We start from the raw sequence: 14,039 nt of genomic DNA, 5'->3' as shown, positions 1-14,039 counted from the left end.
CTCAGGTCGGCGCCCGCTCCCGCAGCCCGTTCCACACCAGCAGGGGGATCCTGCGCAGGGAAGGATCGCGGTTCTGCTGTGAGCAGACGCTCATGAGGTCGTTACATGCCCCCTTTTCACAGATGGAATGTTGCATGAAGTTCCTCCTTCCTCTTCCAGACTGATCCCACTCCAAACGTACAGGAGAAATTAACTTAACCCACGATTCCCGTACGCTCTACACTCTCTACGAAATATCGTTGCACAAACAAATAGATGACGATCAAAGGCAGAATGGCAAGAAGGATTCCTGTATCCTGGATCATGCTCAGATAGAACGGATCGGCCTGGGAAGCTGCACCGTCAGTAACCTGCTGGGCCAGATTATACGGAAGGGACGATAACTGGGTCGACATGACTTTACTTGAAGTCAGATAAGTCGTCGTATAGAAGCTGTCGTTCCACTGCCATACGAAGGAAAACAGCATGACTGTTACCATGGACGGAATGGCATTGGGCAGCATGATTCTTGAAAATGTTCGCCCGATGCCCGCGCCGTCCACATAGGCCGCCTCCTCCACTTCCTTCGGAATACCTCTGAAGAATTGCCGGAAGATAAAGATGTACAAGCCGGCCTTAAGTGAATTGGCCGTAATCGCCGTCAGAATGAACGGCCAGTACGTATTGAGCAAATTAAAGGGTTTGCCGGCTATAAGCGTCATAAGCCCCATGAGATCAAAGCTTTTCAGATTCAGGTATACCGGAATGAGAATGGTCGTTGGCGGTACAAGAATCGTCAGAATTACACCAGCAAACAGCAAGTTGCTTCCCCTGAATTTCAGTCTGGCGAATCCGTATCCTGCAAGTGCACAGGACGCTGTAGTCAGCAGTGTAGTCGTTGCAGACAGGGCAAACGTATTAAACAGCGTTGCCCAGTAATCCATGACGCGTATCGCCTCTTTGAAATTGTCGATGGAGAAGTTCTGTGGAATCCACACCACCACTGCCGAATACAGATCACCTTTAGCTTTGATGGATGTGGAAACCTTCTGAAATATGGGAAACAGGATAACGAAGGAAAGACCGGTAATCAGAACGAATCGGATCATGGCCCACAGCCAGCCTTTCCAATGCTCCAGCGATAATAATCGTGATGTTGTCACGTGGGACACCCTCCTTTCTAATCTTGATAGAAGACTCGCTTCGAGAAAATGATGGATACGATAACCAGAATGATGGCAATGGCCAGAAAGTAGACCCATGCCATGGCAGAACTTAATCCAAAGTCAAATTTGACGAAGCCGGTATCCCGGATCAGTTCCGTCATGGCGTTATTGGCAAACGAATCAATGATCGTATAGATCGCATTGACAAAAATAAGCGGGCTGACCATCGGGAACGTAATTTTCCAGAAGGCTTCATAACCCGTCGCCCCTTCCATCTTCGAAGCCTCATACAGTTGAGGGGAGATCGTCTGGATCCCTGCCAAAAAGATCAAAATCTGTACACCGGATTGACTGACGATCTGATAGATCCGATCTACGGCACTGCTCAGATACGTGACGATCCAATCGCTCACTCCGGCGTTAACCATCAGATTTTCGAGTTCAAATGTCCCGAGTGAGCTTCCACCTGTGCTGCTCTGATTAACCGCTTCAATCAGGCTGGTGCTCTCCAGTGTCATAATCACTCCCGATGCCAGAATAACGGGCAGGAAAAAGATCGACCGTGCTACAGCCCGGCCCCTGAACTTCTGATTCAGGATGACGGCAAGGAACAGACTGAATATAACGATAAGCGGTACGTTGATGAGTACGTCTGTAATCGCCTCAATTAACGCACGGTTAAAGCTTGTATTGACGGTTAGCGCCTGAATGTAATTCGCAACACCGTTGAACTGAATCGCTATGCCTTCCGCGTTAGCTTGAATTGTACTCATGCTGTATCGCATAGAGGCTAACAGCGGGATGAAGAAAAACAACACAAAACCAATGAGCCAGGGAAGCACGTAGATTACGCCCCACATGGCTTTCTGCTGAGCATACGTACGACTTCCCCATTTCCATTTCAGGAGCGTCTTCAGAGCTGCTCACCACCAGTCACATAGCTTTGGGCTTCCACTGTATCGTTGTTAACTTCTACAGGGAAGTCGTTATAATTGACGATTACGAACCCGCCACCTTCATATGTTGTCCGGAAGACGCCCTCCTCCAGGGATTCATGAGATATCATGGAACGTCCGGCAAACGGTTGGTTCACCTGGTTCACCTCGTTGTAGATTTCGGCAGCCAGATCGATCCATTGTTCATAATTCGCCGCGTAGAGATCATCATAATCCGTTTCTTTCACAACATGGTTTGGCGCATTGAACCATGCAAAGTAAGGGCTGGCTCCATATTCAATCAGCTTCAGCACATATTGCCTTGCATTGGTATATGTGGAGAGATTGTATGGCGTCCCCGTATAACCGATGCTGCCGTGTACAACGAGCTGATAGAACGGAATCTCTTCATCCTCCAGCTTGAAACGACTGCTGGTCATCGGTGCATCTGTCAGACCAGTTACATACGGCAGGGCATAAGCGTTCCCGCCTTCAGCAACAAGCGAGCCAGCCTGCTGCCCGATCTGTTCCAGTGCCTTCTTCACGGAGCCGAGCGCTTGTGTTCGGTCCACCAGCTTTTTCGGATTCATATCGCTGTTTAACTGAGCTGCCAGATCATTCAGGCTTAGCGACAGTCCATCCTTTTGAAGGGACCTCAGCTCATCTAACATGTCTGCCGTCACGTCCTCCAGCATGTTGGGCGAAAGCACATAGGATGGTGAACGATCCCGGTCCCGCCGCTGGATGGCCTGGTTCATCGGATACAAGACCGCCGGTTCCTGAGTTAATGTGCGTGAAGCTTCTTTGGACGGTTTAAACCCTTTTTTGGATTGCACATTCAGCAGAGCGATATCGGGATAGAAACCGATGCCCGCTTCTTGTGTGTATGCGCTGAATTCCCGCAATCCCTTTTTCCCGCCTACCGCGCCGTCTACTTGGATGGAATCCGGCAGTCGATGATGAAGTCCGCCGTTAAGCCATCCTGCATAGCGCACCTGAATATTGGATACCTTCTTCTCCGTCAAGGCGGAGAGAATGTTTTTGGCTTCATCAAATGTGGTCAAAGCCTCCGTTGAATCATACGGTATGCCCAACATATGCTGTCTTGTTGTCATGCCACCGAACAGTTGCAGATAAAAGGGAACGTTACTCTGCTCCTTGCTGGCGTTCAACTCGGGAAGTCCGCCGTTTTGCATCAGATAATCCCGATAGAGAGATGCAAGCCCCGAGTACGAGGCCTTATCCGCCCCGACAAAAGCATATCGAACGACGAAATCAGACGCGGTCGGTTTCTTCTGGAATTTCGGAAGTGTACGAACCATATCACTTGCCTGAAGCGTCACATCGCTCTTGTTCACCACATAGAAGCTGGGATATACGTTGTTGTAGCTGTTCAGCTTGCCGCTGATATCGGCATTCACAACTGCAACGGCATCCCCTTCTTCAATAATGCCCAGGAAAGCTCCCTCTTTCCGAATCAGTCCAAATACCGGCAACCTGGCTCTGGCTTCATTCGAACTTGCTTCCCGCAGTTTCATGGTCATATCCGGTCCGTATATATCTTGTTGATAGGCAGGATACTGCAGCTTGCCATTGTTAAAATGGATTAGCGCTCCCGAACCGTCCGGCACCAGTATGGAGCCCTCTTCTTCTGAACCCCCGGCCCCGAAGTAATCCATTACAGATATGCTGTTGATCGGATATTCCTCCGGAAAATGAATGCCTGAGGACGGAACACGCACGAGCAGATCCTCTCCATCCAGCTCATATTCCATCGTAAGCATAAACAGCCGTGGTCCACTTCGTTCCTCTTCAATGCCAAACTCGGCATGATCCTGAGCCAGATCCTCCGATGTGTAACCGGCTGTGTCAAAAGCCTTCAAGGCCCGTGACAATTGCAATCCTTGCATCGCCTTATCAATCCGGACGTAAGCGCCTTCATCCTTATCTTCCGCATAACCGACCTTCAAGGCCCGCTGCCCGGCCTTATCTAGCTGTGCAAGCAGCTTTTGTTCAAATCGCTCCTTGCTGATCTTCATCGGCAAGTCTTCTATGGATCGCTCAGTGCTTCCAAACTGGTAGTGGACCCGCACGCCGCTTGGCAGCACCTCGTAGCTTATCTGCTTGTGTGCAACACTATCCGTGAAGGAATTCACGGTGCTGCTCTGTCCAAGGCTGTTGAAGAAGCTGAGCTTCGTTTGTGATGACAAAAGGTCTTTGTTTATCCCGGCCGCAACCCCATCCTGCTCACGATCTGCAGGATTGCTGCGCCAGATCTGGCCGCTCTGCGTGTGAATCACTGCAATCTCGGCAGTCTCTTCGTTAATGAACAACTGCAGCGCAGCATTCTGCGCAATGCCTACCATGCCGGGAAGGCGGACATCGCTGAAAGATGATTTCAGTTTCTCTCCGGGAGGCAGGGAGGGAAAGTCCGTCGGATCAGCGGCAGTCACTGTCTCGTGAGCGAGCGGTGTTGGCGAGAATTGACAACCGCCAAGAACCAGACTGCCCGCGAGCAGCATTCCTGTTATTTTTTTGGCTACGGTATAATTCATAACAATTTCCTCCTCCCTTAGCCCCGAAGCACTAATTCCTGATAGATGGTTACGACAAACGATACAATCTGCTGTACAAGACTGAAGAATAACAGGCACAGAAATGCCATAAATGCCATTGCTACAAGTGTCAGCAGCATCGTGAGCACCGTTTTGGCTGGTGTGTACTGATGAACCGTCATATTCCCCACAAATAACAGATATACTGTCCACGCAACGGCGAGTGCATTGGAGAAATAATAAAAGGCAGTTTCCTGCACAGAGATCACAAGACTCAGCCAGATCCATGGGAAATGAATGAGGAACAACGGTACCAGTGCAAAACACGTTGACATGAAAATTTCGGAGAACTTGCCTTCCCCGTCCATCAATGTGGTTAACGACCAGTTAGCCACACACCAAAACAGTACCGGTATAATGACATATAGCATTTCGAGCAGACTGTTCAGGTACTTTGGATTACTGAGATTAATGAGAAAACCGCTGTACTGGGCATGCAAAATTTTGGTGATGACCAGAAGCACCAGGATCATGAAAGCAATCAGCAGTGAGTTTCTCTGGTTCCGTTCATATTTCAATTCCCAGTATCCGTCAAACGGATGAAAAATCAGATGCAGCGGGTACTGGTATAGTTGCTTACTTGATGCCTGCATTCGTAGTCCTCCTTTTCTGCCTGCGAACGATGACGACGGTGACAATCGCAGCGACAGCCAGGAATATACCGGACATCATCCATGAAAAATGCTCACGCATCAGCTCTTTGCGGTACAAAAGAAAAGCTTTGGAATACCCTTTGGGCTCCATGCTGCGCTTGAAATATTTCGCAGACTCGGCGTATTCCTTCTGACGAAGCAATGCTTTGCCAATTCCCGCATACGCATATTCCAAGTTAGCGTTCATCTCGGCAGCTTGGGCAAACAGCACCGAAGATTGATCTTCATCACCGTTATAGTAGCTGCGCACCGCTTCGTGGAGCGTACGTCCGTATTCAGTTGTTTGAAAGACGGTGATTTCACCCAGCGCTTTATCCAGAACTAACATCCGGTCTCCCGCACGTTCCAGAGCAACAGGTGTATTAAATTGGCCCAGCCGGTTCCCGATGCCGCCATAAATATGGAGCAGGTATCCGTCTCCATTGTAGGTGAAGATTCGGCCCTTGCTGGAATCCAGTACGGAATACACGTCACTGTCACCCACATCGACATCAATCAGGCGGGATGGTCCTGCTTCCTGGGTATACAGCAAATCCCCCTGCGGAGTCTGATAGCCTTCTCTGCGCAAAATGTCTGTACCCTGGGCATTCAGCTTCTTGACCGGATCTTTGCCTCGATCCCCGCTAGTGGCGTAGATAAAGCCCTCTTCATCCATATCCAGATTGGTAAATTCCGTTGGAGTGAACATCACCATCTGACTGCGCTGCTCCCGTGTTGCAAACCGTTTCCACAGATATTCCACCGGGTCCACCTGAACTCTGTTCGCTCCAATGAAGGAAAAGAACGTACCATCGGCGCTGAACTCCATGAATCCATCAAATACGCCTTCGGCCATGACGTAGATACGCTCCCCCTTGTCCATAACAATCCGCATCGGTTTAAACTGGAAGTCTGCTTTTAAAAGATCCGATTTCGGTTCAGACACGATCTTGACCAGCTTCCCCTGTTCATCCAGATGCACCACCCGGTGATTATCCGAATCAGCGACCAGCAGATGGCCTTTTTCCGTGACGTACAATCCCTGTGGATTTTTAAAATGATCTTCCTTGCCTTCCTGCTCAAATGAATCAATCGTACGTACCAGCTTGAAGTTGCGATCCATCTCAATGATGCGGCCATTGCCCGAATCGAGCACAAAGACGTGCTGATTGGAGGTAACATGCATGTCGCTTGGCTCTTTCATAGGAGTTGTGTTCAGCTTCTTGCCGGTGATAATGGTTGTTGCCTCATATGCCGCCGGTGCCGGAACTGCGTCACCCCAGAATGAATAATGATACGCATCCGTTTTACCGTCTGCACTCACGTAGGGCGCCTCTTGAACGAACAACAGGAGGCAGATCATGCCCATGATGATCGATTTACGTTTTTTCCATGTGCTTCTCCGCACCTCGCTGCCTCCTTTCTACTCTTTCATGCCCGAAGTGGCCATCGTCTGCATAACACTGCTCTGAGAGATGATAAACAGGGTGATCGGTACGATCATCAGCAGCAAGGCAACAGCCGCACCTACACCGGCTCTTGCAATCCCTCCCTGCACAATCTGACTGAGCGCATAATGCAGCGTTTTGAGATTTTCACTGTAAATGAAACTCCCGCCATCCGTTCCCCATAACGCTGGAAACTGCAGGATCATGAGCGTGAGCCATGCCGGCTTCACATTGGGCATCACAATGCTCCAGAATATCCGGTATTCATTGGCTCCGTCGATTTTGGCTGCCTCCAGCAAAGCATCAGGAATCTGCTCCATGAACTGTTTCATCAGAAAAAGTCCCAGCGAGAACGCAAGTGATGGCACAATAATGGAGGCATGAGTGTTAATCCAGCCAAGCCAGGACATGACCATGTAGTTCGGAATCGCCGTAACATGCGGCGAGAACATCAGGGACAGAATGACAATGGTGAACAACACTTTGGAACCCGGAAAACGATACTTCGCCAGCGGATAAGCCGCTGCAGATGCAAGAAGGATATGCCCCGCTGTGCCAAGTATCGTAATGAGCAATGTGTTGGCAATATAGCGGGATAACGGCACCCACGAATTGCCCATGAGGTTGATCAGATCGGCAAAATTCTCCGTTGTCGGATTGTTCACCCAGAATCGTGGTGGGAAAATAAACAGCTCATCAAGCGGCTTGAATGCATTGTTGACAGCATAGATGAGCGGAAGCACCATAAAGGAGCCGAACACGCCCAGCAATGCAAATAACATCAGGCTGACGGTAAATGACCGATTAAGCCTTTTTGGCATGCCAAACACGGCACGTACTTTGCTGGTCATCGTCATTCACCTATCTTTCTAAGCATTTTTTGCGTGAAAACGTTTGTACCCAGCATCAGGGCAAACAGGACCGTTGCGATGGCCGAGGCATACCCCATCTCGAAACGAATCGTTCCGAAGTCCATCAGATGTGTGACAACTGTGTGTGCCGCATAGTTTACGCTCGGGAAACCTGCCAGTGCGATGGAGATCTCAGCTACGGCGAAGGAAGCGGTAATCTGCATTACCGCACCAAACATCAGCTGCGGTCTCATCGAAGGCAAGGTGATGTACCAGAGCTCCTGCCAGCGGTTTTTGATCCCGTCTACGGTTCCTGCTTCAACCAGAGAACGATCAATGGTTTGCAGTCCTGCAATAAAGGCCAGGAAGCTGGTTCCAAGGCTCAGCCACAGCTGTACAATAATAACGATTGCCAGTACATATTTCTCGTCTGCGAGCCATTGGATCGGTTCCAGTACGACGCCAAGGCGCATCAGGAAGCCGTTCATATAACCGTAGCTGTCACCCGAGAAGATGATCAGCCAGATGAAAAAGACGTTGCCCGATATGGATGGGGCATAGAAAACCAACGTCATGACCGCCCGAATTTTAGGAGACAGCTCATTAATGATCCACGCAAACAAAAAGCAGGCAATATAACTGACAGGGCCTGTAATCACGGCAAAAAGCAGCGTGTTTTTGAGCGCGATCAGAAATACGTCATCGTTCAGAAAAAGCCGGGAATAGTTCTGCCAGCCGACAAATCGCGGCAACTCCAGCATATTGAAGTGAAAAAAGCTGAGCCCAAGTGAAATGCCGACCGGAATGACCGTAAACATGAAAAAAATCAGCATAAACGGTGCCATCAATACATAATAATGCCTGCTGAGATACAGATCCCGCTTCAATAGGGACCACCAGCCGACCTGGCGGGTATGGACGGCAGGAGCGGCGGCTGTCTTGGTAGTTTTAGCTTGCAACCGTTACCCTCCCTTTCCTCTATTTCAGATTAAATTCCTTGCGTTTTAACTCAATTTCATCATCAATGTACAACACATAGTCCGATAAGGCTTCACGTGGATTTTCATTAGCATTGACCACCTTGCGGAAGGCGTTATCCAGATGTCGTCCCGTGAAGTAACCTCCAGGAAGCTGCGGGATTCCCTGTACCCATTCCCATTGTTTCTCGAGATTTTGATAATCCTTCACAGGCCAAGGCAATTGCTTCAAGGCTTCGATATTGGCCGTAGGGTAACGGGCAGCCGCTCCCATAAGACCTTCCATTTCTCTCCCGTATTCAATCTGGGTCTGATCATCAGTCCACCACTTCATGAACTTCCACGCCGCTTCCTTGTTGTCGGCATTTTCGAGCATCATCACCGCACTCGTAGCGCTGGCCACTTCATGCCGTATGGACCCATCCGGAAGCTGTGTACCCGGAACAATCGTAAAGTCCCAGAGATTGCGGATTTCCGGAGCCATAACCGTCAGCATGTTATACGTGGTGTAATCAGCAATCCCGATCGGCATTTCCCCGGTACGGAAGCGGTTCGGAAAGTCGGCTTTGAGCGGAAACTTGTAATTGGTATAAAATTGCGTCCAGCGTTTGAACGCGTCCATTGAAATCTCCGAATCCAGTGCACTTTTCTTCTGGTCTTCAGTGTAGAAAGTTCCGTCATTCTGATATAACAACATCGCAAAGGTTGAATTCGGAACCAGGTTGGCATTGTTCAGCGTATCCTCTATCGGCAGATAAAACTCCATGTTATGCTTCTGCAGCACGGCGATGGCGTTATATACGTCCTGCCACGTTTTCGGCGGTTCGAGGCCCAGTTCATTCAGAATATCTTTGCGGTAAAAAAGCATTGGAAAATGCTGCTGCTCCGGAAGGGCATATACCCCGTCGTTGTAGCGGTAAGGTGTCAATCCGCTTTCACGGAACCTGCCCGAAATTTCCTCGAAATCGGGAAACTGACTCAGATCCGCTGTTGCATTCCTCATCGCATAGTTCACCGGAATGTCTTCGCCCATCTGCATGGCTACATCCGGTCCTTCCCCAGAGAGTGTTGCGGGCAGCAAAATATTAGGCGGAACGAGACGTAACTGCACGGACACATCCGTATCCGGGGTAAACGAATCGTCGATCATGCCTTTCAGTACTTGGGCCTGATCTCGTCCGGTCGTGATCCATACGGTGATGGCATCCTTCTTTTGTTCCACGTTGCCAATGCTGTCGTAATCTTCGGTATACGAGGCAACATATGCGCCCAGTTCGTGCTTCACCTGCTGGACGGTGCTCGCTTCCGCTTTTGGCAATGATTCACCCGGCGGAGATACGACAAGGTAATCCAATGTAATCGGCTGTTCACGTACCGATAGAATCCATGTGCCGAGACCACCTACGTTAATTTTGAACGTATCCAGCCGTTTGGGAACCGTCTCTGGTCTGGCCGCCATATCTTCAAGCTGCAATACCATGGCGTGCAGGACAGCCACTTTGTCACTTTGCTCACCCGTGGCCTTTTCCAGGTAATCTGCAACGGAGCGCAAGGTGTCAGCTTGTCGTTCAAACACCTCCGTCATCTCCGGAATACGCCGTTCCAGCTGGTAATCCCGCAGTGGGTCTGGACTGTTGGAGGTGATCATTAATATTTTGCGATACATCTCATTCAGTTCCAGCACACTGGATTCCACGGTCCGCAGCAGCGGAGCGATGTCGCCAAGTGTAACCGTCATTCGGATTCGGTGTTTCCCTTTTTCCAGATGAAACTGATATGGCTGATCTTCTCCCGATCCCAACACCTGAGTTTGCCAGGCCGGGCTGTAGTTAAATCGAATTCGTTTCATTTCCTTAAACGGAACTTCGCCGTTAATCGTCAGGCTGCGGGTGGCATAGATGCCACGCAATTGATCTTGCTTCACCTTAAGCGCGATTTGATACAATCCGTCTTCAGGCACGTCAATTTCCCACTCAATCCATTCGCCAGGCAGCTTCCAGTTAATGCCCCCGATAGCGTTCATCCGAATTTTCGATACATTATAAGGCTCCAGTGAAGGGCTTGATCGGTCCGAGATGGGTGCCAGTGTAGGGGATGATTTACTGACAGCTTCCTCCCCCTGTACTTTCAGCATGACAGGAGCCGCTTGTTTCAAGCCGAGTGAGGCATAGGTCTGCTCCAACTCTGCATAGGAAGGAACTTCACCTTCCTGGTAAAGCTCGATATAATCGATCGCCATACTTTCTCTTAATGAAGTGAGCGAGAACTGTTGATTGCCTTTTTCAAAATAAAACTGAAACGGTTCCTCGAAGTACCCTGCGCTGTCCTTGAAGGAAGTCAGTTGCCATTCGGGCTGTTCCACTTGTCTTGGTCTAAGCTCGTTGCCACGATCGTCCTGCCGGACGTTATCCTCGCGATTCCCCCATACCCTGTCAAACAGAAGAATATCGGCCCCTCTGAACGGGACCTTACCATTAAGTTCAAACCTACGTTCGATCCCGGAGCTTTTGCCTTCTACGGGATAATAGTGAATGCGAATGTTGTACAAACCGCTCACTTGAACGGGAACATCCCAGCGAATGGTTCCAGTTTCCGGCGTAATCACGGCACTTCCGTCTAATCCGGCGTACCCTTGCACAACCTCAAATTCCCCATCCTCGGCCTGAACATAAGATTCGCCTTCGATGCGTACAATTTCATCCGGTTTGGCCGTATTGTCATGAGCAGTCAGATAATGCTCATAACTGAATGAATCCTCGGTTCCCGATACCGCCTCAAAGTCCTCAAGCGCATGTACCGTTCCCGGATTACGATCCCGCGATGGATATAGTGTCCATATGGAGAGCACCAAGGCCAGGACAAGCACCAGGATTAGTCCCTTTTTCTTACGTGACCGCATGTTTGAATGTATCCCCTTTCCTGTAAGCGTTGAGAGAACTGGACGATTGACTAACCCGGACAGACCGCACCTTCACTGGTGCGTTCTGCCCGTGTAACGTGATACTTATTTGTAAACCTCATCAATCGCAGCCTGGAAAGGAGCCTTGTATTTCTCGATCAGCGTAGATACGGACACCCCTTCTTTGAGTTCCCCATCAAAGTCCCAGAACGGCAAGGACGGGAATGTGTTATGGTCGAGAACCAACATACCTTCCGCTACTTCTCTGGCGTTGTTGATATCTGCTTCATCGGTCAGATGTGTCTCCAGTGTGGATTGTCCCGGATACTCATAGATCGAATCGATCTCGTTAATTTTCTCCCAGATGTACATCAGTTGTTCCGGATTCTCTACCGCTTTTGGAATTGTTATAGCTTGGTAACGTGACTCACCGGAGTGATACGCCGTTGCACTTGGACCTTTTGGAAACGGTACAAAACCAATATCGTAGTCCTGCATATCCGTCATAATACCTTCGACTTCGTACATGGCACCTGAATACATCAAGGTGTTGCCTTGACGGAAGAACGTGGATGGCTCTGTCCAATCGCCGCCCTCAGAAGCTCTGCCGACCTTCTCGGTAGCCAGTTTGGACAGGAAGTTCAACGCTTCTTTTGTTTTTGGATCTTCCAGGTTCTGCTTATCCTCTTTGGTCAGAGAAGCCTCGTTGGAATACAGAATCGGTTCCAGCAAGCCCGTTTGAGCGAGTCCCCAAGTGTCCAGCTTGCCATCATTGTTTCGATCCTTGTTCGCTTGCTTGGCAACACTGATGAACGTATCCCAGTTCCATTCATCGGCATCCACATACTCCTGAAGTGGCTTCAAGCCGAGCTCTTGCATGAGTGTGCGATTATAGAAAATCCCGTTGATAAACGAGGACTGGTCCTCGGTAAAGCCGTAACCTTTGCCTTCATACTGCATGTATTCCTTGGTTGTTTTCTGGTTGAATACCTTGTCGTTTTTAATATAATCATCCACCGGCCATAACAGATCCTGTTTGGTCAATGCCGGAATGGCATAGTTTTTGCCCAGTCTCACCAGATCGCCAAGCGGTTCACCGGCCATCAGGGAAGCAACTACTTTTTCCTGATATTCACCGAAATCGATGGAAACGTATTCAATATTAAAGTTGTGTTTTTTCTTCAGCGCTTCGAGATTCTCAAGGCGTTGAATGTTGTCCGGGTTGTTCCCCTGTATTTCCATGTCCCACCAAGCAACAACCTTGATGGTTCTGCCGCCCATGTCAAAGTCCATTTCTGGCGTGGAGTTTTCATTCTTGGGCTCGGTTTCCGCGGGTTTTTGTTCCTCCTGTGGTGTTGTCTTTTCCGGCTCGGGTTGAGCGGTAGGTGCAGAACTGCATGCAGCAATCACCAACAAGACCGCAAATACCAGGCTCAGTAGCATGAACTTGTTTTTTCTCATCGTCTTCCCCCCTGATTGTCGTTTGCTCTCACAGTGTATCGTCACAATGAAAGCGCAAACAACCTGCCGGAATACAGATGTTTACCCGGGCTGAATATAGATTTGCGTAATTTTGCGCGAGCAAAGTGCATTAGAGGTTTTAATTGGTAAAGAAATGCACTGTCTACAAAAATATGCACATTGTATGCGCTTTCTTTTATTACCATAATGAAATTAAGTCAAATTTCAGTTAATCTAGCGCATTACAATTCAGCAGAAGGTGAGGTATTGCTTCATGTATGATATTTTACTTGTGGATTTCAGCCGTCGTTTGTGCGGAGAGTTGCAACAGATGTTGCTACGGAGCAAAGCTCAATATACTATCGCAAATTGTGTGTTCTCATCGGCCGAGGCTTTGACCGCATTGTCAGAACGAGACTTTTCCCTTGTTATGGTACATACAGAGAGGTTTGATACCGCGGGGCTCTGGTTATGCAACAACATTCGAAAGAAAAGTCAGATACCCATCCTCCTGATGGGTGGAAGAGATCACTTCAGGTTTGTACGCAAAGCCCTGACGTATCAGGTAAATGATTATCTCCCGTATCCTGTTAGTCCCTCTACTTTACTTAACAGTCTGCATGGACTTAGATCCCACCTTGAAACCGACCCGGCACACAAAACGTCGTCGTTCTTCAAAACACCCGTTCAAATGAATGGTAAACCCATGCACTCCAGTCATGTCATTCGTATCGTCAAGGCCTATGTACGGGATCATCTGAGTGATGAAATCACGCTAAAGAAGATCTCTGACATGCTTCATTTTAACTGTGCGTACCTTGGACAGAAGTTCAAGCTGGAAGAGAAGATGTCTTTCAATGATTATATGCTCCAGCAACGTATGGAAAAGGCCCAGCAGTTGTTGTCTTCCACAAATCTGCGAATATATGAGATTGCTATTGAGGTAGGCTATAAGGATATTGATTGGTTCTATAAAAAGTTCAAAGCGTATGCCGGATCGAGTCCCAATGCATATAGAAGACAAAAAATCAACACGGCCTAAGGTGAAACGCCGAATCGCTTTGTTTATCAAGTAG

General features: G+C 49.0%; 10 protein-coding genes. 1 reads left to right on the top strand and 9 read right to left on the bottom strand.

Annotation, left to right across the window (positions count from 1 at the left end):
• Positions 1 to 194 precede the first annotated feature (194 nt).
• From NZ043_RS24155 to NZ043_RS24115, 9 genes are all read right to left on the bottom strand, one after another.
• Positions 195 to 1,142, bottom strand: coding sequence for a carbohydrate ABC transporter permease (locus NZ043_RS24155; protein ID WP_339309428.1), 948 nt, complete (start codon positions 1,140 to 1,142; stop codon positions 195 to 197).
• Positions 1,143 to 1,159: 17 nt separating this feature from the next.
• Positions 1,160 to 2,005, bottom strand: a complete 846-nt coding sequence (locus NZ043_RS24150) for a sugar ABC transporter permease (protein WP_339309427.1) — start codon at positions 2,003 to 2,005, stop codon at positions 1,160 to 1,162.
• 53 nt (positions 2,006 to 2,058) lie between these two features.
• Positions 2,059 to 4,635 carry a DUF5696 domain-containing protein gene (locus tag NZ043_RS24145; protein ID WP_339309426.1) on the bottom strand — a complete coding sequence of 859 codons (2,577 nt, stop codon included), beginning with the start codon at positions 4,633 to 4,635 and terminating at the stop codon, positions 2,059 to 2,061.
• A 17-nt stretch (positions 4,636 to 4,652) separates the two neighbouring features.
• Complete coding sequence (locus NZ043_RS24140) at positions 4,653 to 5,288, bottom strand: YIP1 family protein (protein WP_339309425.1); 636 nt, start codon at positions 5,286 to 5,288, stop codon at positions 4,653 to 4,655.
• A complete protein-coding gene (locus tag NZ043_RS24135) occupies positions 5,272 to 6,735 on the bottom strand; it encodes an NHL repeat-containing protein (protein WP_339309424.1) in 1,464 nt (487 codons plus the stop codon). Before NZ043_RS24135 ends, NZ043_RS24140 begins: the two co-directional genes overlap by 17 nt.
• Positions 6,736 to 6,750: 15 nt before the next feature.
• Entirely contained in the window at positions 6,751 to 7,626 is an 876-nt protein-coding gene (locus NZ043_RS24130) for a carbohydrate ABC transporter permease (protein ID WP_026081082.1), read from the bottom strand.
• Positions 7,627 to 7,628: 2 nt separating this feature from the next.
• Positions 7,629 to 8,585 carry a sugar ABC transporter permease gene (locus NZ043_RS24125; protein WP_339309423.1) on the bottom strand — a complete coding sequence of 319 codons (957 nt, stop codon included), beginning with the start codon at positions 8,583 to 8,585 and terminating at the stop codon, positions 7,629 to 7,631.
• Positions 8,586 to 8,604: 19 nt separating this feature from the next.
• On the bottom strand, positions 8,605 to 11,502 hold the full coding sequence (locus tag NZ043_RS24120; RefSeq protein ID WP_339309422.1) for an extracellular solute-binding protein: 2,898 nt from the start codon (positions 11,500 to 11,502) through the stop codon (positions 8,605 to 8,607).
• A gap of 105 nt (positions 11,503 to 11,607) precedes the next feature.
• Entirely contained in the window at positions 11,608 to 12,963 is a 1,356-nt protein-coding gene (locus NZ043_RS24115) for an extracellular solute-binding protein (protein ID WP_036670945.1), read from the bottom strand.
• Positions 12,964 to 13,237: 274 nt separating this feature from the next.
• On the opposite strand from NZ043_RS24115, the gene NZ043_RS24110 reads away from it, so the two are divergent.
• Positions 13,238 to 14,005, top strand: a complete 768-nt coding sequence (locus NZ043_RS24110; protein WP_062834412.1) for a helix-turn-helix domain-containing protein — start codon at positions 13,238 to 13,240, stop codon at positions 14,003 to 14,005.
• The last annotated feature ends 34 nt before the right edge of the window (positions 14,006 to 14,039 follow it).

The organism is Paenibacillus sp. FSL k6-2145, assembly GCF_037976585.1.
Taxonomy (GTDB): Bacteria; Bacillota; Bacilli; order Paenibacillales; family Paenibacillaceae; genus Paenibacillus.
Note: the sequence above shows the minus strand (reverse complement) of the source record. Positions and strands in the feature narration are given on the sequence as shown.